At 59.6% G+C, this 25,787-nt stretch carries 25 protein-coding genes and 3 tRNA genes; 2 read left to right on the plus strand and 26 right to left on the minus strand.

Annotated elements, in window-relative coordinates; translation table 11 throughout:
• The 7 genes from ACFER_RS08310 to ACFER_RS08340 form a co-directional block, all read right to left on the minus strand.
• The gene (locus ACFER_RS08310; RefSeq protein ID WP_012938973.1) at window positions 1-1,263 is read right to left on the minus strand and encodes a diaminopimelate decarboxylase family protein; all 1,263 of its coding nucleotides are present in this window, start codon (window positions 1,261-1,263) and stop codon (window positions 1-3) included.
• Between the two features lie 33 nt (window positions 1,264-1,296).
• Window positions 1,297-2,091, minus strand: a complete 795-nt coding sequence (locus ACFER_RS08315) for an ABC transporter ATP-binding protein (protein WP_012938974.1) — start codon at window positions 2,089-2,091, stop codon at window positions 1,297-1,299.
• On the minus strand, window positions 2,091-2,975 hold the full coding sequence (locus ACFER_RS08320; RefSeq protein WP_012938975.1) for an ABC transporter permease: 885 nt from the start codon (window positions 2,973-2,975) through the stop codon (window positions 2,091-2,093). Before ACFER_RS08320 ends, ACFER_RS08315 begins: the two co-directional genes overlap by 1 nt.
• Window positions 2,976-2,978: 3 nt before the next feature.
• On the minus strand, window positions 2,979-3,971 hold the full coding sequence (locus ACFER_RS08325) for an ABC transporter substrate-binding protein (RefSeq protein ID WP_012938976.1): 993 nt from the start codon (window positions 3,969-3,971) through the stop codon (window positions 2,979-2,981).
• An 18-nt stretch (window positions 3,972-3,989) separates the two neighbouring features.
• Window positions 3,990-4,976, minus strand: coding sequence for an ABC transporter substrate-binding protein (locus tag ACFER_RS08330; RefSeq protein WP_012938977.1), 987 nt, complete (start codon window positions 4,974-4,976; stop codon window positions 3,990-3,992).
• A 165-nt stretch (window positions 4,977-5,141) separates the two neighbouring features.
• Window positions 5,142-6,218, minus strand: coding sequence for an FkbM family methyltransferase (locus ACFER_RS08335; RefSeq protein WP_012938978.1), 1,077 nt, complete (start codon window positions 6,216-6,218; stop codon window positions 5,142-5,144).
• Window positions 6,205-7,326: a M48 family metallopeptidase gene (locus ACFER_RS08340; protein ID WP_012938979.1), complete on the minus strand. Its 1,122-nt coding sequence runs from the start codon at window positions 7,324-7,326 to the stop codon at window positions 6,205-6,207. Before ACFER_RS08340 ends, ACFER_RS08335 begins: the two co-directional genes overlap by 14 nt.
• 244 nt (window positions 7,327-7,570) lie before the next feature.
• On the opposite strand from ACFER_RS08340, the gene ACFER_RS08345 reads away from it, so the two are divergent.
• Together ACFER_RS08345 and ACFER_RS08350 are read left to right on the plus strand one after the other, a co-directional pair.
• The gene (locus ACFER_RS08345) at window positions 7,571-8,713 is read left to right on the plus strand and encodes an exonuclease SbcCD subunit D (protein WP_012938980.1); all 1,143 of its coding nucleotides are present in this window, start codon (window positions 7,571-7,573) and stop codon (window positions 8,711-8,713) included.
• Window positions 8,713-10,986, plus strand: coding sequence for an AAA family ATPase (locus ACFER_RS08350; RefSeq protein ID WP_012938981.1), 2,274 nt, complete (start codon window positions 8,713-8,715; stop codon window positions 10,984-10,986). Before ACFER_RS08345 ends, ACFER_RS08350 begins: the two co-directional genes overlap by 1 nt.
• Window positions 10,987-11,293: 307 nt before the next feature.
• On the opposite strand, the gene queE is transcribed toward ACFER_RS08350, so the two are convergent.
• The 19 genes from queE to ACFER_RS08445 form a co-directional block, all read right to left on the minus strand.
• Complete coding sequence (queE, locus tag ACFER_RS08355) at window positions 11,294-11,950, minus strand: putative 7-carboxy-7-deazaguanine synthase QueE (RefSeq protein ID WP_012938982.1); 657 nt, start codon at window positions 11,948-11,950, stop codon at window positions 11,294-11,296.
• Complete coding sequence (locus tag ACFER_RS08360) at window positions 11,940-12,266, minus strand: 6-pyruvoyl trahydropterin synthase family protein (protein WP_012938983.1); 327 nt, start codon at window positions 12,264-12,266, stop codon at window positions 11,940-11,942. Before ACFER_RS08360 ends, queE begins: the two co-directional genes overlap by 11 nt.
• Before the next feature lie 2 nt (window positions 12,267-12,268).
• A complete protein-coding gene (gene queC, locus ACFER_RS08365; protein WP_012938984.1) occupies window positions 12,269-12,967 on the minus strand; it encodes a 7-cyano-7-deazaguanine synthase QueC in 699 nt (232 codons plus the stop codon).
• Window positions 12,960-13,424 carry a preQ(1) synthase gene (queF, locus tag ACFER_RS08370; RefSeq protein ID WP_012938985.1) on the minus strand — a complete coding sequence of 155 codons (465 nt, stop codon included), beginning with the start codon at window positions 13,422-13,424 and terminating at the stop codon, window positions 12,960-12,962. Before queF ends, queC begins: the two co-directional genes overlap by 8 nt.
• Before the next feature lie 266 nt (window positions 13,425-13,690).
• Window positions 13,691-14,089 carry a C-GCAxxG-C-C family protein gene (locus ACFER_RS08375; protein WP_012938986.1) on the minus strand — a complete coding sequence of 133 codons (399 nt, stop codon included), beginning with the start codon at window positions 14,087-14,089 and terminating at the stop codon, window positions 13,691-13,693.
• Window positions 14,090-14,173: 84 nt separating this feature from the next.
• Window positions 14,174-15,715 (minus strand): AbgT family transporter, encoded by a 1,542-nt coding sequence (locus ACFER_RS08380; RefSeq protein ID WP_012938987.1) that lies wholly within the window; start codon window positions 15,713-15,715, stop codon window positions 14,174-14,176.
• A gap of 215 nt (window positions 15,716-15,930) precedes the next feature.
• Window positions 15,931-16,332, minus strand: a complete 402-nt coding sequence (locus ACFER_RS08385) for a hypothetical protein (protein WP_012938988.1) — start codon at window positions 16,330-16,332, stop codon at window positions 15,931-15,933.
• A 12-nt stretch (window positions 16,333-16,344) separates the two neighbouring features.
• Window positions 16,345-17,343: a flotillin-like protein FloA gene (gene floA, locus ACFER_RS08390; protein ID WP_012938989.1), complete on the minus strand. Its 999-nt coding sequence runs from the start codon at window positions 17,341-17,343 to the stop codon at window positions 16,345-16,347.
• Window positions 17,340-17,810, minus strand: a complete 471-nt coding sequence (locus tag ACFER_RS08395; RefSeq protein ID WP_012938990.1) for an NfeD family protein — start codon at window positions 17,808-17,810, stop codon at window positions 17,340-17,342. Before ACFER_RS08395 ends, floA begins: the two co-directional genes overlap by 4 nt.
• Before the next feature lie 379 nt (window positions 17,811-18,189).
• Window positions 18,190-18,265: transfer RNA gene (locus ACFER_RS08400), tRNA-Val, on the minus strand.
• A gap of 6 nt (window positions 18,266-18,271) precedes the next feature.
• Window positions 18,272-18,346, minus strand: a tRNA-Glu gene (locus ACFER_RS08405).
• An 8-nt stretch (window positions 18,347-18,354) separates the two neighbouring features.
• Window positions 18,355-18,430, minus strand: a tRNA-Lys gene (locus tag ACFER_RS08410).
• A gap of 83 nt (window positions 18,431-18,513) precedes the next feature.
• The gene (locus ACFER_RS08415) at window positions 18,514-19,548 is read right to left on the minus strand and encodes a glycosyltransferase family 9 protein (RefSeq protein WP_012938991.1); all 1,035 of its coding nucleotides are present in this window, start codon (window positions 19,546-19,548) and stop codon (window positions 18,514-18,516) included.
• A complete protein-coding gene (gene waaC, locus ACFER_RS08420) occupies window positions 19,541-20,593 on the minus strand; it encodes a lipopolysaccharide heptosyltransferase I (RefSeq protein WP_012938992.1) in 1,053 nt (350 codons plus the stop codon). Before waaC ends, ACFER_RS08415 begins: the two co-directional genes overlap by 8 nt.
• Window positions 20,590-21,117, minus strand: coding sequence for a D-glycero-alpha-D-manno-heptose-1,7-bisphosphate 7-phosphatase (locus ACFER_RS08425; protein WP_012938993.1), 528 nt, complete (start codon window positions 21,115-21,117; stop codon window positions 20,590-20,592). The genes waaC and ACFER_RS08425 overlap by 4 nt, the downstream gene beginning before the upstream one ends.
• On the minus strand, window positions 21,114-22,082 hold the full coding sequence (rfaD, locus tag ACFER_RS08430; protein ID WP_012938994.1) for an ADP-glyceromanno-heptose 6-epimerase: 969 nt from the start codon (window positions 22,080-22,082) through the stop codon (window positions 21,114-21,116). The genes ACFER_RS08425 and rfaD overlap by 4 nt, the downstream gene beginning before the upstream one ends.
• On the minus strand, window positions 22,079-23,557 hold the full coding sequence (gene rfaE1, locus ACFER_RS08435) for a D-glycero-beta-D-manno-heptose-7-phosphate kinase (RefSeq protein WP_012938995.1): 1,479 nt from the start codon (window positions 23,555-23,557) through the stop codon (window positions 22,079-22,081). Before rfaE1 ends, rfaD begins: the two co-directional genes overlap by 4 nt.
• Window positions 23,550-24,140, minus strand: a complete 591-nt coding sequence (gene gmhA, locus ACFER_RS08440; protein ID WP_012938996.1) for a D-sedoheptulose 7-phosphate isomerase — start codon at window positions 24,138-24,140, stop codon at window positions 23,550-23,552. Before gmhA ends, rfaE1 begins: the two co-directional genes overlap by 8 nt.
• Window positions 24,121-25,734, minus strand: a complete 1,614-nt coding sequence (locus tag ACFER_RS08445; RefSeq protein WP_012938997.1) for an OstA-like protein — start codon at window positions 25,732-25,734, stop codon at window positions 24,121-24,123. The genes gmhA and ACFER_RS08445 overlap by 20 nt, the downstream gene beginning before the upstream one ends.
• Window positions 25,735-25,787 lie beyond the last annotated feature (53 nt).

The following is a 25,787-nucleotide window of genomic DNA, read 5'->3' on the forward strand; positions in this document are numbered from 1 at the left end:
TTACAGATCCTTGAACAGGCCGGTGAAGTCCAGCGTGGCGAAGTAGTCCTTCTCCGTTTCTGCCCGGCGCAGCAGTTCCACACTGCCGTCTTCCTTCAGCAGCAGTTCGGCACACCACAGCTTGGCGTTATAGTTGTAGCCCATGGCAGACCCGTGAGCCCCGGTATCATGGATGAAGAGGTAATCCCCTTTGTCGATTTTCGGCAGTTTCCGGTCGATGGCGAATTTGTCGTTGTTTTCGCAGAGGCCGCCAGTCACATCATAAGTATGGTCGCAGGGTTCGTTTTCCTTCCCCAGCACCGTAATGTGATGATAGGCCCCGTACATGGCCGGCCGCATCAGGTTGGCGGCGCAGGCATCCACCCCCACGTATTCCTTGTAGATGTGTTTGAAATGGAGGACCTTGGTGACCAGGCCCCCGTAAGGACCGGTGACGAAACGCCCCATTTCCGTAAACAGGGCCACATTGCCCATGCCTGCCGGCGTCAGCACTTCTTCATAGACCTTCCGGACTCCTTCCCCGATGGCGGCAATGTCATTGGGTGTCTGTTCCGGACGGTAGGGGATGCCCACCCCGCCGGACAGGTTGATGAAGTCCACGGCCACACCGGTTTCCTTCTTCATGTCCACAGCCAGCTGGAACAGCTGACGGGCCAGTTCCGGATAATATCCGTTGGTCACGGTGTTGCTGGCCAGGAAGGCATGGATGCCGAAATGCTTCACGCCCTTGGCTTTCAGGATCTTGAAGGCTTCCCGGAGCTGGTCCCGGGTCATGCCGTATTTGGAATCCCCCGGGTTGTCCATGATGTCGTTGCCCAGGGCGAACACGCCCCCGGGATTGAACCGGCAGCAGATGGTTTCCGGAATGGCCGCCACCTGTTCCAGAAAATCGATCATGGTGAAATCGTCCAGGTTGATGATGGCCCCCAGCTTGTAGGCTTCCTGCATGTCTTTCACAGGGGTATCGTTGGAAGAGAACATGATGTCATGGCCCTTGAAGCCGCACACATCGGAGAGCAGCAGTTCCGGATAGGAAGAGCAGTCCGTGCCGCAGCCTTCTTCCTTCATGATCTTCAGAATCCCCGGCAGGGGCGTGGCCTTCACGGCAAAATATTCCTTGAAGCCCTTGTTCCAGGCAAAAGCCTTGTTGATGCTGCGCACCGTATTCCGGATGCCCTTTTCATCGTAGATATGGAACGGCGTGGGATAGGTTTCCGCCAGTTTTTCCACCTGTTCTTTGGTTACGAATGGAACTTTTTTCATAATTGGTTATTCCCCCTCAATTTGGCTCATGTTTCAGCTGAGCATCATACGGTCATTGTCCAGTGCAGAGCCGGACGCTTTTTCAAACAGGGCCAGCAGATCCGGAATGGTCAGTTTGGCCTTTTCTTCTGCATTCACATCCACCACGATCCGGCCGGCGTTCATCATGATCAGCCGGTTGCCAAAGCGCAGGGCATCTCTCATATTATGCGTAATCATGAGAGATGTCAAATGGTCCCGCCCAATGACTTTTTGCGTCATGGTCAGCACCTTTTCCGCCGTCTTGGGATCCAGGGCGGCGGTGTGTTCATCCAGCAGCAGGATCCGGGGCTTGTTCATGGCCGCCATCAGCAGGGTCAGGGCCTGCCGCTGGCCGCCAGAGAGCAGCCCCACCCGGCTGGTGAGCCGGTTTTCCAGGCCCAGGTCCAGTTCTTTCAGCATTTCCCGGAACTTTTCCCGGTCCCCGTCCTTCAGGGCCCAGGAGAGCCCCGGCGTTTTGCCCCGGCGGGAGGCAATGGCCAGGTTCTCTTCGATCATCATCCCGGCGGCGGTGCCCATCATGGGATCCTGGAACACCCGGCCGATATACCGGGCCCGTTTGTGTTCCGGCATTTTGCTCACATCCACCCCGTCGATGAGAATCTGGCCCGCATCAATGGGGAAGACCCCTGCAATGGAGTTCAGCAGGGTGGATTTCCCGGCCCCGTTGCCCCCGATGATGGTGATGAAATCTCCCGGTTCCATATGCAGGTTCACATCGGTCAGGGCTTTCTTTTCGTTGACCGTTCCCGGAAAGAAGGTTTTGGATAAATGTTTGATGTCCAGCATCAGATTCCCGCCTTTCTGCTTTGGAACTTCCCTTTGACCATGGGCAGGCTCAGGGCAATGGCCACCAGCACCGCCGTAAACAGTTTCAGATCATTGGGAGGCATCCCCATCTGGAGCACAATGGCGATGACCAGACGGTAGACGATGGACCCCAGGATCACGGAGATCAGGGAGTTCTTGAAGCTGCGGGTGCCGAAAAGCACTTCTCCGATGATTACGGAGGCCAGACCGATGACGATGGTCCCCACCCCCATGCCCACGTCAGCAAAGCCGTTGCTCTGGGCCACCAGGGCGCCGGCCACGGCCACCAGGGCGTTGCTGAAGAACAGGCCGATCAGCAGCATGATGTTGGTATCCACCCCCTGGGCCCGGATCATCTGGGGATTGTACCCGGTGGCCCGGATGGCGGCCCCGATTTCCGTCCCGAAGAACCAGTACATGAGCACGGAGAACAGCAGGCAGGACAGGATGCCCACCAGAAGCACCGCCTGGGAATAGGCCACCCCCAGGGTGCTTTCCACCAGGGTAAAGGCGGTTTCCTTCCCCAGAAGGGACACGTTGGCCTTGCCCATGATCCGCAGGTTCACGGAATACAGGGCGATCATGGTGAGGATCCCTGCCAGGAGAGCAGGGATTCGCAGTTTGGTGTGGAGCAGTCCGGTGACCACCCCGGCCAGTCCCCCGGCCAGAGCGGCGGCCAGGATGGCCGTCACCGGGTTCACGTCCTTCACCAGCAGAGTAACGGCCACCGAGGCCCCCAGGGGGAAGGACCCTTCCACGGTCAGGTCCGCAATGTCCAGGACCCGGAAGGTGATGTAGACGCCCAGGGCCAGGAGGGACCACAGCAGGCCCTGGGAAACAGTTGGCAATAACAGATCGATCATGGATTATTTGGCTCCTTTGGCTTCTTTCAGAATATCATCCGGGACAGTCAGTCCCAGTTTCTTGATCTGGGCTTCGTTCAGGGTCACCGTAAAGGTCTTCTGGGCCTGGATGGCCATGTTCTGGGGTTTGGCTTTGCCGCTCAGGATGTCCGCTGCCATTTCCCCGGTCTGGAAGCCCAGTTTGTAGTAATCGATGCCCAGGGTGGCCACACCGCCGGCCTTGGTCATCCCGGCTTCCCCGCAGAATACGGGGATCCTGGCTTCATCGGTGATCTTGATCAGGTTGGGCATGGCGGAGGCCAGCACATTGTCCGTAGGCACGTACAGGGCATCGGCCTTGCCCACCAGGCTCTGGGCAGCCTGCTGGATGTCGTTGACGCTGGAAACCGTGGCTTCCACCGTCTTCAGGCCCCGGGCGGCTGCCGCCTTTTTGGCCAGGTCGATCTGGAGCTGGGAGTTCACTTCACTGGAATTGTAAATGAAGCCCACGGTCCTGGCTTTGGGCATGATCTTCACCAGCAGGTCGATCTGGGCTTCCACCGGGTTCATGTCCGTGGTGCCGGTGACGTTGGTACCCGGCTGGCTGTTGTCCTTCACCAGTTTGGCCACTTTGTAATCGGTAATGGCCGTCCCCACAATGGGGATGTCTTTGGTGGCATTGGCCATGGTCTGGGCTGCCGGGGTGGCAATGGCGCACACCAGGTTCACCTTGTTGCTGACGAAACGCTGGGCGATGGTCTGGAGATTGGACTGGTCTCCCTGGGCATTCTGCCGGTCGAATTTGATGTTCTTCCCTTCTTCAAAGCCCTTGGACTTCAGGCCGTCCACAAACCCCTTGTTGGCCGCATCCAGGGCCGGATGTTCCACCAGCTGCAAAATCCCCACATTGCAGGTCTTGTCTTTTCCGGCCTGCTTGGTGTCGCCGCCGCAGCCTGCCACCCCCACCAGCATGGCCAGCATGGCCAGGACTGCCGCCGCTTTTGCGCTTTTCTTCATGATGCATCCCCTCCTGCTTTACTTCACGATGCTGGCACCCTTCAGGACATCTTCCGGAAGAGTGAGGCCCAGTGCCTTGGCCGTTGCTTCATTCACCGTCACCTTCATGTCCTTCTGCTTTTCAATGGGCATGGTCTGGGGTTTGGCTTCCCCTTTCAGGATCTTGGCCGCCATGAGTCCGGTCTGGTAGCCCAGTTTGTAGTAGTCGATGCCGATGGTGGCCAGGGCCCCGCTCTTGACCACCCCTTCTTCCCCGCAGATCACCGGGATCTTCGCCGGGTTGGTGATCTTGGCCAGCACCGGCATGGCGGAAGCGATCACGTTGTCCGTGGGCACGTAGATGGCGTCCACCTGGCCCACCAGGCTCTGGGCGGACTGCTGGATGTCGTTGACGCTGGAAACCGTGGCTTCCCGTACGGTGAGGCCTTTGGCTTCCGCCAGTTCCTTCATTTTCTTCACCTGGATCTGGGAGTTGATTTCACTGGAATTGTACAGGATGCCGATGGTCCTGGCCTTGGGCACGATTTTCAGCAGCAGATCCAGCTGCTTGTCGATGGGGTTCATGTCCGTGGTGCCGGTGACGTTGGTGCCGGGCTTTTCCGGATCCTTCACCAGCTTGGCTTCCTTGTAGTCGGTGATGGCCGTGCCCACAATGGGGATGTCACGGGTCACATTGGCCATGGTCTGGGCTGCCGGCGTGGCAATGGCGCAGATCAGGTCCTCCTTGTTGTTGGCGAACCGCTGGGCGATGGTCTGGAGATTGGACTGGTCCGCCTGGGCATTCTGCCGGTCCAGGGTCAGATTCTGCCCTTCCTTGAACCCTCCGGCAGCCAGGCCGTCCACGAACCCCTTGTTGGCCGCATCCAGGGCCTGGTGTTCCACCAGCTGGACCACGCCCACCTTCACGTTCTTCTTTTCCCCGGTCTTCTGGGTGCTCCCGCAGCCTGCCGTCAGTCCCACAGCCAGTGCCGCCATAAGGAGAACCCCTTTCTTCCACATTTTCATCTCTGCTTTCCTTCTTTCCTTCCTGATTCCTGTGAACGTTTCTGAGATCACGGGTTGGTCTATTGTTTCATTCTAACATATCCCGGCCCCGGGAGCAACGAAACGGGGCATTTTGCCCCGTTTTTTTCTGCCGTTCATTTTGTTTTGTAACATGGAAAGGAGTTTTTACAAAGTCACGAAAAAATTAATCTCCCAGCAGGGAACATAAGGATGGCGGCGGAGATGGATCCTGTACTCCGGCACCAGGTTCCACACCTCCAGGGGGATTTCCCACAGATCGTCATCGTGGTGGTAGCCTGCAAGGAGCATTTTGGGCCGGCAGCGGCGGATCACCCGGGCCCCTCCGGCCAGGGCTTCCTTCTCCACCCCTTCCACGTCCATTTTCACGCAGGTCAGGGGCCGGTCCCCCACCAGATCGTCCAGGCAGGTGACCTTCACCTCTTTTTTTCCCCCCTGTTCCAGGGAAGACATCCGGCCGCCCCGGGCCGCAAAGGGCAGCGCCGCCGACTGGGCCCAGATGCCGTCAGGGACCAGGGTGCAGCGGCCCAGCTGTTCTTCTTCCACGAACTTCTGGAGCTTGGCGAAATTCTTCGGATCCGGTTCCACCCCGTACAGATGGTCATAATGGCCTCCGGTCAGCTCCAGGAATTCCCGGAGGGTATCCCCGTTGTAGGCCCCCAGATCCCCGTAACTTTCCTCTTCCCCAAAGGAAAACAGGGTTTCCAGATCCTGCCGCCGGTCCGAGGTCCGGGCCAGGTACTCCAGTTTCCCGGTGAGCTTGTACCGGAGGATGTCCTCCATCACCTGCCGGCTGGCATCATCCGCCAGCTTCTCATAGACCCGTTCCAGCACCCCCCGGTTTTCCCGGATCCAGCCGGGAGTCACCACCCGGCTATCCCCGAACAGGGGCAGATGGGGGGCGTAGGTTTCCTGTTCCCGGGCCAGGTGGAAGAAACGCCGGAGAATTTCCGGCCGTTCGCTGGCAAAGGCGATAAGGATCACAAAGGACCCCAGTTCCGCCTTCATTTCCTTGTAGGTCTTCACTTTGTACCCCCGGAATTCCTGGCCCCGGACGAATTCGTCGCTGGCAAAGACCCCGGCCACCGGGATGCCCAGTGCGGCGCAGCGGTCCAGGATGGCATCCGCTCCGTTGCCCATGCCATAAAGGACGATGGGCTTTTCCACCCTGGGCAGATAGTCCCAGAGAAAGGGTTCCTGTTCCAGTACTTCAATGGTTGTCATGGTTGCTTCCTTTCTTTCCGGCAGCCGGTACGGCCGCCGGGGTTCCTTTGGGTACCGGCTGCTGCCGGGCGATTTTCGCCCAGTCCTGGAGCCGGCCGGCGATTTTCAAGGCCAGTTCCCCGGTGTTCCCGGTTGCCTGGTTGTCCTGGGGATAGACCCGGAGCACCCGGATGTCTTCATAATAAATGTCGCTCCACCGTTCCCCGTCCACGGTCATGAAATGGGATTCATCCAGGTTCCCCCGTTTCCAGGCCAGGTACAGGGCTCCGGCCATGAGCCGTGCCCGGTATTCCGGTTTGTCGTAGCCGGCGGTTTCCGTAAGGGGGAACGACCAGCTGCCCAGGCTCACAACGGCGGTGCCGTCCGGTTTCACCGTGACTTTTTCCGGGATGGCCAGGGGTTCCGTCCATTTCAGGGCCTTGGCCATCCGGACTTCCGGTTCCGGGTGGGAGGCGAAGAGCCCATACCCCGGGTTCCCCATATCTTTACTCATGTCTTCCAGTTTGGCCATGGTCACATAGGAGCCGTAGGGATTGTACCCGGCCAGGGTGGACAGCCGGAAGCCCTCCTGGTCCGCCTCCCGCTCGTCCTTCCGGCTGTAACCGGCCATCAGGGCCTGACTGGCAGTGGAAGCCAGCACCATCCCGGCTCCCGGGTCCCCGGAGGCCACCCCCGCCAGCAGGGTCAGGAGGGACAGGGCCATCTGCTGTTCCATCTGGTGGACCGTATGGCGTTTTTCGATGTGGCCGATTTCGTGGCCCAGCACCGCCGCCAGTTCGTCGTCGCTGGTCATGTAGTCCAGGAGCCCCTTGTACACATAGATGAAGCCCCCGGGGCAGGCCAGGGCGTTCACATCCGGCGTGTTCAGCACCTTGAAGGAATAGGCCAGATCCGGCCGGGTGCCGTGCTGGAGCAGTTTCTTCCCGATCCGGTCCACCCGGTCCTGGATCTCGTCATCCTGGACCAGGCCGTACTGGTTCTCCAGCTTCCGGGCCACCTGCTGGCCCATTTCCACCTCCTGTTTCTGGCTGATCATGGCCGCCTGCCCCTGGGGCACCGGCAGCACCATCAAAAGACAGAACAAAAAGATTCCAAACAGTTTCCGCATAGCAATCCCTCCTGCATCCATATCTAGTTATTATACATGATGGAAGGGAGAAGGGGCTGTGAAAAAATAAAGAATCATTTTTTACAGCCCGGTCACTGGTCGAAGGAAGGCAGCCGGGGCTGCAGCCCCTACAGCATCGCAATGGGGCAGTTGATTTTCATCGTCCAAGCTCTGCACTCTTCACTCTGCACTCCCCTTCGTGTTATGATGATAGCAACGACTTGAACGAAAGCGAGGCATTGCTGTGCGATTCTTACATACTTCTGACTGGCATCTGGGCCGGATTTTCCATGGTCTCCATCTGCTGGAGGACCAGCGGGCGGCTCTGGACCAGATCCTGGACCTGGCCCGGGAATACCGGGTGGATGCCCTGCTGGTGGCCGGGGATGTCTATGACCGGGCCGTCCCCCCCACGGAAGCGGTGAACCTGCTGGATGAGACCCTCCGCCGTCTGGTGCTGGATCTGAAGATCCCCGCCCTGCTCATTGCCGGGAACCACGACAATCCGGACCGGCTGAACTTCGGCCAGGCCCTGTTTGCCGCCCGGCAGCTGTACATTACGGGGCCTGTGGACCCGGCCGCCCATCCGGTGGTGCTGGAAGATGCCGACGGCCCGGTGTACTTTGCCCCCCTGCCCTACTGCGAACCCCTGACCGCCACGGAACTCAGCGGGGAAAAGAAGCCCACCCACGAAGCGGCCCTCCAGTGGCAGGTGGAGACCATCCTCCGGCAGATTCCCTCCCGGGCCCGGAAAGTGGCCCTGGCCCATGTATTCCTCACCGGCGCCCGGACCACCCCGGACAGCGAACGGCCCCTGGCCGCCGGCGGGGCCACCACCGTGAGCATGGACTGCTTCAGGGACTTCCACTACACCGCCCTGGGCCATCTCCATGCCTGCCAGAACAACAGTCCCCGGATCCGGTACTGCGGCTCCCTGCTGAAATATTCCTTTGCGGAAGCCAGCCAGAAAAAGGCCGTCCATATTGTGGACCTGGACGCCAAAGGGGATGTTTCCGTGGAAACCGTCCCCCTGACCGCCCCCCACGAACTGGCGGTGCTGAAGGGGGAATTCCGGGATCTTCTGGAAAATCCCCGTACCGACCATCTCCAGGACTATCTCCAGATCCAGCTGACGGACGGCGTGCCCATCCTGGATGCCAAGCACCGGCTGGAACAGGTGTACCCCCAGATCCTCCAGCTGGGCTATGAACGGCTCCAGCCCCTGGAAAAGGAAGAAACCGCCACCGCCCAGCGGAAGGGTCTTTCCACCGACGACCTGTTCCAGGCCTTTTTCCGGGAAGTCCAGGGCCGGGACCTGACGGAAGGGGAAAAAGCCCTGTTCCACCAGATCGCCGATGAAGTGAGCCAGGAAGGGAGGAATGCCTGATGCGTCCCCTGGAACTTGTAATGAACGCCTTCGGCCCCTACGCCGGGGAGGAAACCATTGATTTCACCCGGCTGGGGGAGAACCGGTTTTTCCTGATCACCGGCCCCACCGGCAGCGGCAAGACCACCATCCTGGATGCCATCACCTTTGCCCTGTACGGCACCGCCAGCGGGGATCTCCGGGACAACCGGTCCCTGCGCAGCGACTACGCCACCCCGGACCGGAAGACGGAAGTCCGGTTCACCTTCCGGAACCAGGACCGGACCTACGAAGTGACCCGGACCCCGGAACAGGTGCTGAACAAACAGCGGGGCGAAGGGACCCGGACGGTGCCGGCGGGGGCTTCCCTGGTGGAGATCCTGCCGGAGGGCGAACGGAAAGTCCTGGGCACCTCCAACAGCGCCGTGACCCGGGCGGTGGAACAGCTCCTGGGCTTCCAGGCCCGGCAGTTCCGGCAGCTGATGGTGCTGCCCCAGGGAGAATTCCGCCGGTTCCTGGTGGCTGATTCCAAGGAGCGGAAGACCATCCTGGAAACCCTGTTCAAGACCGGCCAGTACAGTGCCCTGGAAGATGCCCTGGATGCCCGGGCCAAAGTCCTGAAAAAGCAGCACGAGGAATGCCGGCAGAAATATCAGCTGCTCCTGGAAAGTGCCGGCACCGACAGCCCTGCCGCCCTGAAACAGCGGATCCAGGAAGAGCAGCAGCAGGCCAAAGACCTGGAAGCCCAGGCAGCCCAGGCCCAGAAAGCCGCTTCCGCCGCCCTGGAAGCCCTCCAGCAGGGACAGCAGCTGGCTTACACCTTCCAGCGCTGGCAGGAAGGCCAGAAACGGAAAGAGGCCCTGGCCGCCCAGGCGGACACCATCCGGGATCTGCAGCAGAAGATCCGGTGGCTGGACGAAGCCCTGAAGCTCCATCCCATTTACGACCGGACCCGGAAAGCCAAGGCCCAGCTGGATACCGCCCAGGCCCTGCTCCAGAAAGCCCGGGAAGACCTCCAGGCCGCCCAGGAGCGGCTCCGGCAGCAGCTGGCCTCTGCCACGGAAACCAACACCCACGCCCTCCAGGAACAGATGGTCCGGGTCCGGGAACAGCTGGCCCGGATGACCGCCGTTTCCGGGGAAACGGTGCGGCTGGCCCAGACCCTGGTTCCCGGTGAGCCTTGCCCGGTGTGCGGATCCCCGGACCATCCCCAGCCTGCCACCCAGACCCGGAAGGCCCAGGAGGAACTGGCCCGGAAGACCCGGGCCATGGAAGAGGAAATCGCCCGGCTGAACCGGAAGCAGAAGGCTCTGGAAAAAGCCCAGAAAGAAGCGGACCAGGCCGCCGGCTCCTGCAAAACCGCCGAAGAGAACCTGGCTGCCGCCCAGAAGGCCTTTGAAGCAGACCGGGAGGCCTACAAGACCGCCCTGGACCAGTCCCCCTTCCCGGACCAGCACACCTTCGTGGCGGCCCACAAGGCCCTGGCCAGCAAACCCCTGTGGCAGGAACAGGTGGACCGGTACCGGCAGCAGGCGGACAGTCTCCAGGGAGAACTGAAGATCCTGGCCGACCAGCTGAAGGACAAGACCCCTCCGGACCTGGCTCCCCTCCAGGAAGCCGTCCGGCAGACCGGCAGCACCGCCCACACCCTGGCCACCCGGACCGGTGCCCTCCAGGAAACCCTCCGCCGGGAAGAAGCGGCCCTGAAGCAGCTGGAAAAACTGGAAAAGGAACTGGACCGGCTCCAGGAAGCCTATGGGCCCATCGGTCTCCTGGCCTCCACCGCCAAAGGGGACAACAGCCGGAAACTGACCTTCTCCTCCTTTGTGCTCCAGGCCGTCCTGGACGATGTGCTCCAGACCGCCAACCTGCGGCTGAGCAAGATCAGCCAGGGCCGCTACAGCCTGTACCGGAGCCAGGACATTGTGGATGCCCGGAAGGAACAGGGACTGGGGCTGGAAATCATGGACGCCTTCACCGGCCAGGCCCGGGCGGTGACCACCCTGTCCGGCGGGGAGATCTTCTTTACCTCCCTCTCCCTGGCCCTGGGGCTGTCCGATGTGCTGGAATCCTACGCCGGAGGCCTGCACCTGGATACCATCCTGGTGGATGAAGGGTTCGGTTCCCTGGATCCGGAAACCCTGGACAGCGCCATCAGCGCCCTGCTGGAACTCCAGAAAGGAGGACGGCTGGTGGGGATCATCTCCCACGTGGCCGAACTGAAAGAAAGGATCTCCGCCCAGCTGGAAATCATTCCCACCAATCAGGGAAGCACCACCCGGTTCAGGGTGTAAAAAACGGGTTTCTGCACAAAATGTGCAGAAACCCGTTTTGGTCAGCGGTCAGCTGTCAACTGTCAACGGCCAAAGGAAGCCAGCAAAGCTGGCTTTGGACAACGGCAACCGTTATATAAATCGTTTCCGTAGGGGCGGCAGGCCCGGCCGCCCGCCAAATCAGCAGTTGACCATGTGTTTTGCGGGGCGCCGGGCCTGCACCCCCTACGGTTTATGCTGTTTCAAAATCAATTTGCAAAAATTGATTTCCATCGGCTGCTGACAGCTGACCGTTGACGGGGCTGTTGCATGAGCAACACCCCCTTTTTCATACCCCTCTCATCTCCGGATTCCAGATGATCTTGTGGAGCTGGACCTGGACGCGGACCTGGGCCAGTTTGTGTTCCCGGACGAATTCCACCAGTTCCCTGGGTTCGATGGCTCCGTACACCGGGGATACGTACACCTGGCTCCGGAGGGTGTACTCCCGGAGCACCCGGTCCATATCCTCCAGGTCCTCCCGGCTGCCCACCACGAACTTCACCACATCCTCCCCGGTGAGCCGGGTGAGATTTTCCATCCGCATCCGTCCCCGCATCCCGGAAGAGGGAGATTTCACATCCATGGTGTAGAACAGGCCCCTGGGCCGCTCTTCCAGCAGGGGCACCGCCCCGTTGGTCTCGATGTTCACTTCGTATCCTTCCCGGGAAAGGGTCCGGCACAGGCTGTCCAGAGGCTGGAGCAGCGGTTCGCCCCCGGTAAGGGTCACCTTTTTCCAGGGATAGCGGCGGATCCGCCCCATCAGGTCTTCCTCCGTCAGATGTTCCCGGGCATCGGCCGGTTCCAGGGCATAGCCGGTGTCACAGTAGCTGCACCGCAGGTTGCAGCCGGCAAAACGGACGAACACCGCCATGGCTCCGGTCCGCTTTCCTTCTCCTTCGATGGAATCGAACAGTTCCACCACGGGAAATGTTTCAGTCTTCATAAATGGCCACGTTCCCTTCCGATTCCTGGACGGAAACCCGGGTGCAGAAGGGGATCTGGTCATGGATCCATTTGGCAATGTTTTCCGCCGTAGGATTGGTTTTCACAATATCGTTGATGAAGGCATGGTCCAGCTTCATCACCACATCCTTGATGTGGGTGAAATCCACCACCATCCCGTTTGCATCCAGTTCTTCCCGCCGGCAGGTCACGTCGATGATCCAGTTGTGGCCGTGGAGACGGGTGCATTTGCTTTCATAAGGCAGCCGGAGGCAGTGGGCCCCGCTGACTTCGATCCGTTTGGTTACCGTATACATGTTCAATCCTCCAGTGCCGGGTCTTTTACCCCGTTGGCAGCAAAGGCCCGTGCCCGGTCGATGCAGGTGCCGCAGGTACCGCAGGGCTTGTCCCCGCCTTCATAACAGCTCCAGGTCAGATCATAGGGAGTATGGAGCTCCAGCCCCCGTTTCACCACGCCGGCCTTGCTGCAGCTGGCAAAGGGGGCCACAATATGGCACTGGTTGTAAGTGCCCAGGGAAATGGCCTTCCCCATGGCTCCGATGAAGGCTTCACTGCAGTCCGCATAGGCGTTCCCCGCCGCATCGTCCGCATGGGCGCCGATGAAAATGGACACATCGTCCTTTTCATAGATGCTCATGGCCAGGCTGGCCACTGCGGACAGCATCAGACCGTTCCGGAAAGGCACGTAGGTGGATACCTTCCCTTCCCCGTTTTCCGCAATCTGCTGTTCATAGCTTTCATGGACGATTTCTTCCGTGGAATGGTCCAGCAGGGAGCAGTTGGAATACTGGAAAATCTTGGACAGGTCCAGTTCGTAATGGGGCAGTCCGTAATACTCCGCCACCTTCCGGGCACATTCCAGTTCCTTCCGGTGTTTCTGGCCGTAAAAAATGGAAACGGTGGAAACGTTTTCTTTCCCGAATTCTTCCACTGCCACAGAGACGCAGGTGGTGGAATCCACCCCGCCGCTGGACAGGACCAGGGCTTTCTTATTCATGGACAAAGGCCTCCATTCTCCGCTGGGCCATGTCTTTGTAGTCCGGCTGGTAATACACCGCAAAGGGCAGGATGCTGATGCCGCCCCGGGGATTGAAATAGCCGGCCACTTCCAGGTATTTGGGCTGGAGCAGCTTCACCAGGTCATTTTTGATGATGTTCACGCAGTCTTCGTGGAAATCCCCGTTGTTCCGGAAAGAAAACAGGTAGAGTTTCAGGGATTTGCTTTCCACCAGCTTGTGGTCCGGGATGTAGCTGATCACGATCCGGCCGAAATCCGGCTGGCCGGTTTTGGGGCAGAGGCTGGTGAATTCCGGGCAGTTCAGCTTCACCATGTAGGGGGCTTCCTCATGTTTGTTGGGGAAGGATTCCAGCACTTCCGGGGCATAGGTATTCTGGTACACCGTATGGCCGCTGCCCAGTTTGGTTACGCCGCGCAGTTCTTCTTCAGTTCTCATCGTTCATTCCTCCAAAAAGTACAGTTCTGGAAAGATCCGCAGCCGGAAAAAACAGTTCCGTGCAGACTCACAAATTTAAATTATACTGTATTTGGAAGCAAAAGGGAAGAGTGCAGAGTGAAGAGCACGGACGATGAAAATCCAATGACCCATTGCGCTGCCGTAGGGGGCGCAGGCCCGACGTGTGGGCATGTAGACAAGTGGGGAGTTATCCACGTTTTCGTGGATAACTCCCCACTTTATCAACATTTATCCTCCAAACCTTCTCAGCCCAGGTGTTTTTCCAGGCCCAGGACGGCCAGGCGTACGCAGTCGTCGCAGGAGCAGAGCATCCTGCCGGTTTCCACGCCCTTCAGGTCTTTGCACAGGGTAGCCCCGGCTTTTTCTTTGAATCCCTGGAGGATTTCATTCATCACCTGCTTGGGTTCCCGGCCGCTTTTGTCCAGGAGGCCCAGTACCACTGCCGCACCAGTCAAAGCCCCGCAGGTGGCTTCCATGCCGCCCATGCCGCCTCCGAAGGCGGATCCCAGGGCCCGGAGTTCCTCCGTGGTTTTGTCCAGCTTGTCCTGGTAGGACAGAAGCACCGCCTGGGCGCAGTTGGTGTGCACATCGGTGGTATGTTTCAGTTCCACGGCCTGTTCGGCCCGTTTGGATGTTTCGTTCATCGGATCATTCTCCCCTCATGAAAATACAATCTCAATTATACCGGCTGCCGGCCAGAGAAACAACCGGCCTACAGCCATGCTTTTTTACAAAATCCCCGCCGGCAGGTGTACGCTTACCCCCGGTCCCAGAGGGATATCCAGGGCCACCCACACCAGCATGAACAGGATCCAGGCCACCTGGAGCACCGCCGCCAGGGGGATCAGGTTGGAGATAAAGGTCCCCACGGTGCAGTCCGGATCATATTTTTCCTGGGCCACACTGAGCATCATCCACAGATAGGGCATCATGGGAGTCACGCTGTTGCCCGGGGAATCCCCCAGCCGGTACAGCAGCTGGGCAAAAGCCGGATGGTATCCCAGCAGCATGAACATGGGCACGAAGATGGGGGCGAAAATGGCCCATTTGGCGGACCCGGAGGACATGAAGATGTTCACAAAGGCGCAGACCAGCACAAAGGTTACACACAGAGGCAGGCCGGTAAAGCCCATGTTCTTCAGGAAATCCGCCCCGCCGATGGCCAGCAGGGTCCCCATTTTGCTCCAGTTGAACAGCCCCTGGAACTGGCCGCAGAAAAAGCAGAACACCACATAGGAACCCATATGGGACATCTGTTTCACCATGGCCCCGTTGATGTCTTTCACGGTTTTGAATTTACCGGTGGTCAGCCCGTAGGCAATGCCGGCGAAACTCATCAGGAAGAACAGGATGGGGATCAGCCCCTTCAGCAGCAGGGAGCCCACCAGGGTGTGCCCGTCCTTGGACAGGATGCCCGTAAAGAAGCCCACTGCAATGGTGGCCACGTACACCAGGCTCACCCAGCCGGCCCGGTGGAGGCCCTTCTTTTCCGCCTCCGTCAGATCCTGGACCGCTTCCAGCTCCTTGGCCTCATATTTCCCGAACCGGGGCTCGATGAGATGCTTGGAGGTGTACCCCAGCACCAGGGCCACCAGGAAGGTGGAAGCCGCCATAAAGTACCAGTTGCAGGTTACGTCCACGGCGTAGGCCCCTTTGCCCAGGAACCCGTCCAGGGCCTGGTTGGTGAGCCCCTGCATCAGGGTATCGGTGCCGGCGATCATCAGGTTGGCGGTAAAGCCGGCGTTGGCCCCTGCATAGCCCACGATCATCCCCACCAGCGGGTTCTTCCCCACGCCGATGTACACCAGGGCCGCCAGGGGCGGGATCACCACCGATGCCGTGTCCGAAGCGATATTTCCCAGGGTCCCTACAAAAGCGATCAGATAGGGCACCACTCCGGGAGGCACATTGCGCATGCTCCGCCGGAGCAGGCTCACCAGCAGGCCGCTTTCCTCACAGAAGCCGATGGCCAGGGTCATGGTGATTACCAGGCCCAACGGCGCAAAGCCGGAGAAATTCTTCACCATATTGCTCAAAAGCCAGGTGACCCCTTCTTTGGTGAACAGATTCTGAGCCACCACTGTCTTCCCGTTGGCCGGGTTCACCAGGCTCATGCCGGAGGCGGAAAGGGCCGCTCCCGCCAGGGCCGTAATAACAAACAGAATGCAGAACAAAATGGCCGGCGGGGGCAGTTTGTCGCAGACCTTCTCCACTCCGTTCAGGAACCGGTCCACCCAGCTGCCCCGTGTCTGTTGCGTGTCTTCTATCATCCTATCCCTTCCTTTTTTCTGATTGTCAGCGGTCAATGGCCGTTGGAAATCAATTTTGCAAATTGATTTCGAATCAACATAAAACCTATTCCTCTAAATATATCAAGCGGACCCGCAGGGGCTGCACGCCGGGCAGCCCGCCAGACAACCGGTTGTCCGTGTATTTTGCGGGGCGCCGGGCCTGCGCCCCCTACGGTTTTATACAAACGCCCGCTTCAAAAGTCCTTTTTTTCCCGCTGCTCCCGGGCCCAGCTCTTTTTGCTCCGGGGTTCTCCCAGCACCAGGGACCAGAGCATCCCCTGGCGCAGGCCTCCGGACAGGGCCGGGTGCCGGACCGGTTCCGGCCGTCTTTGCCGGGTTTCCGCCACCTGGGGCGCCACTGAAGGCTTCAGGTCCCGGATCTCTTCCACCAGGTCGCTGCGCACCGGCTTTACCGAGGGCTGGAGGGGCGGTTCCTTTACCGCCGGAGCCTGTGCCTCCTCACAGACAAAAGACCCTGGATCCTGCCGCCTGACCGGCGGTAGGACCTTCTTCAGAGGCCGTTTTTTCTTTTTCAGCAGCTGGGTCCCCAGCAGGAACAGGATCCACACCAGGAACAGCAGCAGATCACTCCGCATAGGCGCCTCCTGTTATTTTTCCGGTTTCCGGGTAGGCGGCAGCTCGTCCTGGCTGCCGGCCACCAGACTTTCCCGCATTTTCGTATCCGCCAGCAGGTTCTTCATCTGGTAGTAATCCATGACCCCCAGATGGCCTTCCCGCAGGGCCTGGGCCAGGGCTTCCGGCACCTGGGCCTGGGCTTCCACCACCTTGGCCTGCATTTCCTGGGTGTAAGCCCGCATTTCCTGTTCCTTGGCCACGGCCATGGCCCGGCGTTCCTCCGCCTTGGCCTGGGCAATGTTCTTGTCCGCTTCCGCCTGGTCCGTCATCAGCTGGGCCCCGATATTCCGGCCCACGTCCACGTCGGCGATGTCGATGGACAGGATTTCAAAGGCAGAGCCTGCATCCAGGCCCTTGCTCAGCACCGTCCGGGAAATGTGGTCGGGATTTTCCAGCACATCCGTGTGCTCTTCCGAAGACCCTACGGTGGTGACGATGCCTTCCCCCACCCGGGCGATGATGGTGCTTTCCCCGGCGCCCCCCACCAGCCGGTCGATGTTGGCCCGCACGGTGACCCGGGCCCGAACCTTCAGTTCGATGCCGTTCTTGGCCACGGCGGAAATCAGCGGGGTCTCGATGACCTTGGGATTGACGCTCATCTGGACCGCTTCCAGCACATCCCGGCCGGCCAGGTCGATGGCCGCCGCCCGTTCAAAGGTCAGGGGGATAGCCGCCCGTTCCGCGGCGATCAGGGCATCCACCACCCGGTCCACATCGCCGCCGGCCAGGTAATGGGCTTCCAGCTGGTCCACATTCACATCCAGCCCGGCCTTGTTGGCCTTTACCAGGGGCAGGATAATCTTGGAAGGAATGACCCGGCGGAGCCGCATGCCCACCAGGGTGAAGATGTGCACGTTGACCCCGGCGGCCATGGCGGAGATCCACAGCCCCAGAGGGACAAAATGCAGGAACAGGATGATCAGGGCCAGGACGGCCACCAGAAATACGGTACTTCCCAATACGGCAATCATTTCTTTTCCTCCTTCCGGACTACGGTCCGACCTCCGGTTACAGCCACCACACGGACAGCCGTCCCCGGTTCATAGAATTCACCTTCCGTAATCACATCCACCAGTTCACCGTCGATCAGGGCCCGGCCAGAGGGACGGAGCACTGTCTGGGCCACGCCGGTTTTCCCCAGCAGGTCCTGCCGTTCCTGGCTGCCCGTATAGCCCTGGGCCGCCGTGGACCGGAGATGGAGGGTCACCTGACGGCCCAGCCAGCTTCCGGGACCCCGGCGGATCAGCCACAGCCCCAGGAGCACCAGTACCAGCAAAAGACCGCCCACCAGGGCCGCCGCCTGGGCCGTGGCTCCCAGGATAAAATACAAAGAACCCAGAAGACAAAGGATGCCGCTGATGCCAAAGACCCCGAACCCGGGGATCAATCCCTCAATGATCAGCAGCACAACCCCCACAAAAAACAGTTGCATTGCCATAAGAACCCTCCTTTCCCAAGGATGAACAGGGATTGATGAGTATATTCGAGGCAGAAAGGAAAATCCCTGCTATTTGGGAGGGGGCATGGTTAAGTGGTTAAGTGGTTAAGTGGTTAGGTGGTTAAGTGGTTAGGTGGTTAGGTGGTTAGGGGACAGGCTGCACCCATCCGCAGGGGCGGCAGGCCCGGCCGCCCGCAAATGAGCCAGGTAGTCAGGGGGCTGTGTCTCCCTGAAAGAGAGAAAGGACCCGCGTCAGCGGGTAGAGGGTTTGGCCAGAGGCCCTGCACGACTCCCGGTTCCACAGGGTATCAACCTCCTGACAAAAAAAAAACAAAATAAAGAAGACGATACAGCGTTACGCATGTATCGTCTTCTTTTGTGGTGGGCGCTAACAGGATCGAACTGCTGACATTCTGCTTGTAAGGCAGACGCTCTCCCAGCTGAGCTAAGCGCCCATAAGTTGGTGACCGGAGGGGGAATCGAACCCCCGATACCGCCGTGAAAGGGCGGTGTCTTAACCGCTTGACCATCCGGCCAAAAAAAATGGTGATCCGCCAGAGGATCGAACTCTGGACACCCTGATTAAGAGTCAGGTGCTCTACCAGCTGAGCTAGCGGACCATCATGTCTTTGGTTTCTCAACCGCTGACTTGTTTAGTATACAAGATAATCTAAAATATTGCAAGCCTTTTTTCAAAAAAACTTTATTTTTTTTCACGGAGCCACCGGTGGGCCGCTTTCAGCACCTGTTTCACCGTCAGATCCCGCATGCAGCGCATGTCATCGCAGTGGTGCTTCATCCCCTTCCGGCACCCGTCACAGGGCGGTTCCGCCCGGACAATGATGGCCATTTTCGTATAGGGACCGTACAGTTCCGGATGGCTGGGCCCGTACATGGCCACAATGGGTACCTTCTGGCTGATGGCCACATGCATGGGGCCGCTGTCGTTGGTGATGATCAGGCTGCACCGGCTCATGGCCGCTGCCAGTTCTCCCAGGGAAAATTTCCCGGTGGCCACCATGGGACGGCTCTTCATGAAGGAAACCGCCTCCCGGACCATCTCCTCATCCATGGGGCCCCCGAAGAACACCGTCCGGTATCCTTCCCCGGCCAGAGTATCCGCCACCTGGGCGAACCGTTCCGGGGCCCACCGTTTGGTCACCACCGCACTGCCGATGTTGAATCCCACCACTTTTTCTTCCGGCTTCAGATCCTGGGCCGCCCAATAGGCTTCCGCCGCCTGTTTGTGCTCCGGTCCCGGGAACACTTCCAGTCCATTGTTCCGGAGGTTCTCCACCCCGATCCGTTTCAGTACATCCAGGTACATATCCGCCGCATGGATTTTCCGGTTCAGCTTCAGCCAGGGACGGAAGAAGCCCCGAAACAGGAAATGGGAAGCCCCAACCTTCACCGGCACCACCGCCATGGCATCGATGAAGGAGCACCGTTCATTGGGGTGCAGGTTGATCAGCACATCGAAATGGGCGTCGGTGATTTTCCGGCTCATGGCCCACAGGGCCCGCAGATTGTTGTCCTTCCCCTTCTTGTCGATGGTCCACACATGGTCAATGTTGGGATTGTATTCCACGATTTCCTTCAGCTTCTCATCCACCAGATAGGTGATGTCCGCTCCCGGCGCCGCCTGGCGCAGGGCATGGAGGAAAGGAGTGGTGAGCACCAGGTCCCCCAGGTGCATCAGGAATGTCACGATGATTTTCTTGCCTGCCAGTTCAATCACAGCTGTTTTCCTCCTTTTCCCGGCACAGGGCATACACCTGGTCCGGAGTCACTTCCCCCATGCAGGTCCAGTGGTCACAGTGCTTTTTCAGGCATCCGGCACACTTTGCCGGGCTGACCAGCACCGTGGCCCGGGGATTGCCGTAGGGACCCGTCCGGTCCGGCCGTGTAGGGCCGTAGATGGTCACCAGGGGCTTCTGGAGCGCCGTGGCAATGTGGAGAGGCCCGGTATCCCCGCTTACATAGCACCGGGCCCCTTTGATCAGGGCCCCCAGTTCCCGGAGGCTGGTCTTCCCGATCCAGTCCAGCAGACGGGGTTCCGGCCCCACCAGGTCCCGGATCTTTTCTCCCAGGGGCTTGTCTTCCGGTCCCCCTGCCAGCACCACCCAGGTCCCGTCCTGGAGAAACTTCCGGGCCAGGGCGGCATAGTGCTCCAGGGGCCACCGCTTGGTTTCCCACCGGGCTCCGGGCACCAGCACCGCATAGGGCATTTTTTCTTTCTCCGGCACCCCGGCTTCCCGGAGTCTCTGCCGGATCGTTTCCCCCTCTTCCCGGAGCGCCGGCATGGGATAGGTGATCTTCTCCACCTTTGCCCCCAGATACCGGGCCACATCCAGGTACCGTTCGATCACATGATCGTGGGCATGGGCCCCCGCAATGGGCCGGGATACCAGCCGGCTCCCTTCCCGCATCTCACAGTAGCCGATCCGGTTGGGACAGCCGGTGAGCCAGGCCATCACCGCACTTTTGAACAGCCCCTGGAGGTCGATCACCAGGTCGAAATTTTTGGACCGGAGCAGAGCCCGGGTTTCCCGTAGGGTCTTCCACTTGTCCCCCCAGCCCATTTTCCCGAAAGCCTTCTTGTCGAAATACAGCACTTCGTCGATGATGGGCGGTTCCGGCACAAAGGCGCTGAACTGGGGATGGACCAGCCAGCTGATCCGGCTGTCCGGGAAAGTTTCCCGGAGGGCCGCCGCAAAGGGCAGGGCATGGATCACGTCCCCCAGGGAACTCATTTTGATGATCAGGATGTTCTTGTAGGTCACTTTGCCCCCTCCTGCCGGGCCAGCACCTGCCGGACAAAGGCCAGCAGATCCGTCCCGGTGAACCGGTAGCCCGGGATTCCCGCCGCCAGGGCCGCCTGCACGTCGCTTTCCTTGTCCCCGATCAGGAAGGATCCTTCCCGGTCCAGATCATGGTCTGCCAGGGCCTGCAGGATCATCCCCGGTTTGGGCTTCCGGCAATTGCAGGCCACAGTCAGTTCCGGTATCACCCCTTTGGTGGGATGGTGGGGACAGAAATAGAAGCCGTCGATCTGGCCGCCGGCTTTCCTGATTTCTTCCGCCATATAGGCATGGAGATGCTCCATGTCCTTTTGGGTGTAGTAGCCCCGGGCGATACCGCTCTGGTTGGTCACCACATACACCTGATAGCCCCGGCGGACCAGGGCGGCCACCGCCTCTCTGGCGCCGGTCACCCATTCCACCTGGTCAGGACGGCAGATATATCCCTTGTCGATGTCCAGGACCCCGTCCCGGTCCAGGAACACCGCTTTCCGTTTCCCGCTCATGCCTTGTAATAGCCGTCAGAATCCCGGAGCACCTGGCAGTATTCCTTCACCGCCTGGGCAAAATCCGTGAACCCGCCGTCGTAGCCGGTGGCCAGCAGCTTGGTGGCATCGGCCTGGGTATAGCTCTGGTATTTCCCCTTCAGCACTTCCGGGAAGGGCACATAGACCAGTTCTCCGCTGCCGAAGAATTCCAGCACCGCTCTGGCCATGTCATTGAAGGTATGGGCATGACCCGTCCCCAGGTTGTAGACCCCTTTCAGTTCCGGATGCTGCCAGAAATAGAACAGCACCTTCACCACGTCCTTCACATAGATGAAGTCCCGGGTCTGTTCCCCCGGCCCGTAGCCGTCGTATTCCCCGAACAGCTTCACCTTGTGTTCCCCCTGCCACTGGAGGAACATCTGGCGCACCATGGAGGCCATTTTCCCCTTGTGGTTTTCCTGGGGTCCGAACACATTGAAATACCGGAACCCGGCAATCTGGCTTTCCGCCTTGTCGAAATACCGGCGGGCATAGTTGTCGAAGAACAGCTTGGAGAAGGCGTACACGTTCAGGGCCTCTTCACAGGCCGGTTCCTCCCGGAACCCGTTCTTCCCGCTGCCGTAGGTGGATGCGGAAGAAGCGTACAGGAACTGGATCCGCCGGTCCAGGGCAAAGTGCATGAGGGTCTTGGTGTATTCGAAGTTGTTTTCCATCATGTACTTGCCATTGTATTCCATGGTATCGGAGCAGGCCCCTTCATGGAAGATCACTTCAATGGGTTCGTGGTCGAACTTCCCGTCCCGGACCCGCTGGATGAAGTCCACCTTGTCCAGGTAGTCCATGACCTTCAGCCCCTGGATGTTCTTGAACTTCACCATATTGGTCAGATTGTCCACCACCAGGATGTCATCCCGGCCCTGTTCATTCAGACCCTTGACGATATTGCTGCCAATAAAACCGGCACCTCCGGTTACAATGATCATAATTTGCCCTCCTTGACCAGTTCAGCGATTTTCCGGATCACACCGGTGGTGGAATACCCTTCCTTGAAGGGCAGGATCTCCACCCGTCCGGCATATTCCCGTCCGGCCACTTCTTCCGGTTTATAGTCCCCGCCTTTCACCAGGATATCCGGACGGATCCGGCGGATCAGCTCGGTGGGGGTATCTTCTCCAAAAAGTACCACCGCATCCACGCAGCCCAGGGCGGCCAGCAGCCGCGCCCGGTCGTTTTCCTGGTTCAGGGGACGGGTTTCCCCTTTCAGCCGTTTTACCGAAGCATCGGTGTTCACCCCCACAATCAGGTGCTGTCCCAGCCGGGACGCCTGTTCCAGGTAGGTCACATGGCCGGTGTGGAGGATGTCAAAACAGCCGTTGGTAAAGACGATCTTTTCGCCGGCAGCCTGCCAGGTCCGGGCCAGGCTGGTCACTTCGTCCCAGCTCAGGGGCCGGTAATCCCGGCCTTCCCGTTCCTCACTGGCCAGCACTTCCCGGAGCAGTTCCTCCCGGTGCACCGGATAGGTCCCCACTTTGGAGACCACGATTCCCGCCGCCTTGTTGGACAGCTTCAGGGCTTCTCCCAGGGACAGGCCTCCGGCCACCGCCGCCAGCAGCACCGCCGCCACCGTATCCCCGGCCCCGGACACATCGAACACATCACGGGCCGTGGCGGCTTCGGTGATCACTTCTTTCCGGTTGATCAGGGATACCCCTTTTTCCGACCGGGTCACCACCACGTTTTTAATCTGGAAGGCATCCCGTGCCTTGGCCGCCAGTTCCACCAGGGGTTCTGTTTCGTTGGGAACCACCCTGCCCCCGGCTTCGCACATTTCCTTTACATTGGGGGTGATGAAATCACAACCGGCATATTTCCGCCAGTCCGCCCCCTTGGGGTCCACCAGCACCGGCACCTGGGCACTGTGGGCCAGGTCGATCACCGTCTGGCAGAAATGGTCCGAGCAGACCCCTTTGGCATAGTCACTGAGGACAATGCCGTCCAGGCCTTCCTGGAGCCGTTTCTGCAGCCAGTCCAGCAGCTGCCGTTCCTCTTCCGGGGCCAGATCCCCCGGTTCTTCAAAATCCAGCCGGAGCATCTGCTGCCGGGCGCCGATGATCCGCATCTTGGTAATGGTGCTGCGGCCCGGCATGGGCAGGAGGCCGCTATAATCTATGCCCGCCGCGGCCATTTTCTTTTCCAGGGATTCCCGGTGCTCATCCAGCCCGGTGACCCCTGCTGCATACACTTTCACGCCCAGTCCCGCCAGGTTGGCCGCCACGTTGCCGGCGCCCCCCAGGACGCTTTCCATCCGGCGCACCCGGTTCACTGGCACCGGGGCTTCCGGAGAGATCCGTTTCACTTCCCCGTACACATACCGGTCCAGCATCACATCCCCGATCACCGCGATCCGCAGGTTCTGGATGTCTTCCGTCAGGAATTGGGTACTTTGGGTATTACGCATAGTCTTCCACCAGCTCACAAATGATATGTCCCATGATTTCATGGATTTCCTGGGCCCGGGCCGTATTCACCGACGGCACGTCCAGGAGCACGTCGCAGAGATCCGCCATTTTGCCGCCGCCTTTGGCCGTGAACCCGATGACCCGGATGCCTTTGGCCCGGGCCGTTTCAATGGCCGCCAGCACATTGTCGCTGTTGCCGGAGGTGGAGATTCCCACCAGCACATCCCCTTCCCGGCCCAGGCCTTCCACCTGCCGGGCAAAGATCCGGTCGTAGCCGTAATCGTTGCCGATGGCCGTCAGGATGGAAGTGTCCGTAGTGAGGGCCAGAGCCGCCATCCCCGGCCGCTCCTTCTGGAACCGGCCCACGATTTCCGCCGCCCAGTGCTGGGCGTCCGCCGCCGAACCACCGTTGCCGCAGAACATCACCTTGCCCCCGGAAGCCAGGGTCAGGGAAATCAGTCCGGCAGCCTCTTCAATGGCCTTCAGCAGCCGTTTGCTGCCCATGACCTTATGGACCAGTTTTTCATGTTCCAGGAGCCGGGCGCCGATCAGTTCCTGTGCCTTACCACCGATAGAGGTCATATGTCACACTCCATTCATGATCATTCCTGTACTTCTTGTCCCGATATTCCAGTCCCAGACGGAAGCAGCAGAAGTCGTGGTACCACCGGTAGATGTATTCATAGACGCTGCTCTTGCCCTGGTCGTACCGCATGACGAAGTTCACCCAGTCATTGGGGCCCAGTCTCTTGCCCAGCCCCCACTGGACTTCCTTGGACATGTCCGGATCCGCATAGGAGAATACGGAACTGTGTTCTTTTTCATAATAATAGCCCAGCCAGGTATTCCAGCCCCCGTCGAAGTTTTTCCGCAGGGTGGCGGAATACAGCATGGTCTTTTTGGTTTCGTCGTTGATGCTTTCACGGACCCACTTGTGGCCCATGCCCAGGTTCAGGTACAGGGGCTGTTTTTCCTGGGTCAGCCGGATGGAATCGTGGTTCAGGTATACCCCGTATTCCGTATGCCAGCTGCGCTTCCAGTTGTCCCTCCACAGGCCGTGGCTGATGTAGGCGGAATAGTTCACCGGGATCCGGTCATCGAACTTGTGGGCCTTGTAGACGAACTTCACATCCCGTTCCTTCCGGATCCAGTTGTTGTCCGAATCCTCCGTATGCCCGTCCTGGATCTGCACATAGAAGTTCTTTTCATCCTGCCGGTCGGTGAACAGAGGCCGCCAGCCGATCTTGGAATAATACTTCAGTTCCGCATCCAGGGTGTTCTTGTCACTGAGGGGCACATCCAGGTTGTAGCGGATCTTCACCCCATGATCCGTATCATAGCCGATATGGGGCAGCAGCTTCTGTTCTCCCCCGTTGTCGTCCATCCGGTTGATCCACCGGTCCCGGGAATAGATGTGTTTGCCCTTCACGAACACCTTCACATTGAAGGCGATGATCTTGTCCTTGGGATAGATCACCACTTTGTCCGCCTTGATTTCCACACAGGGAGGATGCTTCACCGCCGGGCACCGGGTGGTGGTGCCGCCGCTGGTCAGTTCCACCCGGTCCGGGTAGATTTCCCCGATATCCGCCTTGTACAGGTCCTTGCCGTTGTGGCCGGAAATGTTTTTCACCGTCCCGGTCTTGTCCAGAAAATTGTAATGGCCCCACTGGCCGTCGGTGACGCTGGTGCCGGTGCTGGTCTCATCCACGATCCGGCCCCCGGTCAGGAGGTACACATCCCCGGTCTTGGAATTCCCCTGGGCCTGGGCGGTGTAGAGCTTCTGGCTGCCCTGGTACAGGCGCACGTTCCCTTTGGCTTCAAAATCCCCGGTTTCCGTATTGTACTTCACCTGGTCCCCGTAAATGGTTATGGGCAGGGTGGATTCGCTGGGAACGGTCTCCCCTTTTTCCTGGCGTTTCTTCTGTTCTTTGGATGTTTCCCGGCTGGCCCGGGTAATGGCTTCCGTTTTGGCATCCGGCTGGTCCTGGAGCCGGTGCACCCCTTCCTTGGTCCGGGCCAGGGATTCCACTTCGTCCAGGCTCTGGATGGCCGGCTGGAAGGCCGGACCGTCCTTGCTGCTCAGTTTTCCTCCGTCATAGTTCACCGCCGCACTGGCCATGCCCGGCAGCGAGACCGCCAATGTAATGCCTAAGGCCAACGCCTTTTTGTTCATAGGATTCTGTCCTCCAGTGGATAAATTCTTACTCAGATCATTGCAGCAGCCAG

It is taken from the genome of Acidaminococcus fermentans DSM 20731 (assembly GCF_000025305.1).
GTDB lineage: Bacteria > Bacillota > Negativicutes > Acidaminococcales > Acidaminococcaceae > Acidaminococcus > Acidaminococcus fermentans.

Coding starts and splice junctions, on each gene's coding strand:
- ACFER_RS08310 (WP_012938973.1), bottom strand. CDS start 1,263: ATGAAAAAAGTTCCATTCGTAACCAAAGAACAGGTGGAAAAACTGGCG.
- ACFER_RS08315 (WP_012938974.1), bottom strand. CDS start 2,091: ATGCTGGACATCAAACATTTATCCAAAACCTTCTTTCCGGGAACGGTC.
- ACFER_RS08320 (WP_012938975.1), bottom strand. CDS start 2,975: ATGATCGATCTGTTATTGCCAACTGTTTCCCAGGGCCTGCTGTGGTCC.
- ACFER_RS08325 (WP_012938976.1), bottom strand. CDS start 3,971: ATGAAGAAAAGCGCAAAAGCGGCGGCAGTCCTGGCCATGCTGGCCATG.
- ACFER_RS08330 (WP_012938977.1), bottom strand. CDS start 4,976: ATGAAAATGTGGAAGAAAGGGGTTCTCCTTATGGCGGCACTGGCTGTG.
- ACFER_RS08335 (WP_012938978.1), bottom strand. CDS start 6,218: ATGACAACCATTGAAGTACTGGAACAGGAACCCTTTCTCTGGGACTAT.
- ACFER_RS08340 (WP_012938979.1), bottom strand. CDS start 7,326: ATGCGGAAACTGTTTGGAATCTTTTTGTTCTGTCTTTTGATGGTGCTG.
- ACFER_RS08350 (WP_012938981.1), top strand. CDS start 8,713: ATGCGTCCCCTGGAACTTGTAATGAACGCCTTCGGCCCCTACGCCGGG.
- queE (WP_012938982.1), bottom strand. CDS start 11,950: ATGAAGACTGAAACATTTCCCGTGGTGGAACTGTTCGATTCCATCGAA.
- ACFER_RS08360 (WP_012938983.1), bottom strand. CDS start 12,266: ATGTATACGGTAACCAAACGGATCGAAGTCAGCGGGGCCCACTGCCTC.
- queC (WP_012938984.1), bottom strand. CDS start 12,967: ATGAATAAGAAAGCCCTGGTCCTGTCCAGCGGCGGGGTGGATTCCACC.
- queF (WP_012938985.1), bottom strand. CDS start 13,424: ATGAGAACTGAAGAAGAACTGCGCGGCGTAACCAAACTGGGCAGCGGC.
- ACFER_RS08375 (WP_012938986.1), bottom strand. CDS start 14,089: ATGAACGAAACATCCAAACGGGCCGAACAGGCCGTGGAACTGAAACAT.
- ACFER_RS08380 (WP_012938987.1), bottom strand. CDS start 15,715: ATGATAGAAGACACGCAACAGACACGGGGCAGCTGGGTGGACCGGTTC.
- ACFER_RS08385 (WP_012938988.1), bottom strand. CDS start 16,332: ATGCGGAGTGATCTGCTGCTGTTCCTGGTGTGGATCCTGTTCCTGCTG.
- floA (WP_012938989.1), bottom strand. CDS start 17,343: ATGATTGCCGTATTGGGAAGTACCGTATTTCTGGTGGCCGTCCTGGCC.
- ACFER_RS08395 (WP_012938990.1), bottom strand. CDS start 17,810: ATGGCAATGCAACTGTTTTTTGTGGGGGTTGTGCTGCTGATCATTGAG.
- ACFER_RS08425 (WP_012938993.1), bottom strand. CDS start 21,117: ATGAGCGGGAAACGGAAAGCGGTGTTCCTGGACCGGGACGGGGTCCTG.
- rfaD (WP_012938994.1), bottom strand. CDS start 22,082: ATGATCATTGTAACCGGAGGTGCCGGTTTTATTGGCAGCAATATCGTC.
- rfaE1 (WP_012938995.1), bottom strand. CDS start 23,557: ATGCGTAATACCCAAAGTACCCAATTCCTGACGGAAGACATCCAGAAC.
- gmhA (WP_012938996.1), bottom strand. CDS start 24,140: ATGACCTCTATCGGTGGTAAGGCACAGGAACTGATCGGCGCCCGGCTC.
- ACFER_RS08445 (WP_012938997.1), bottom strand. CDS start 25,734: ATGAACAAAAAGGCGTTGGCCTTAGGCATTACATTGGCGGTCTCGCTG.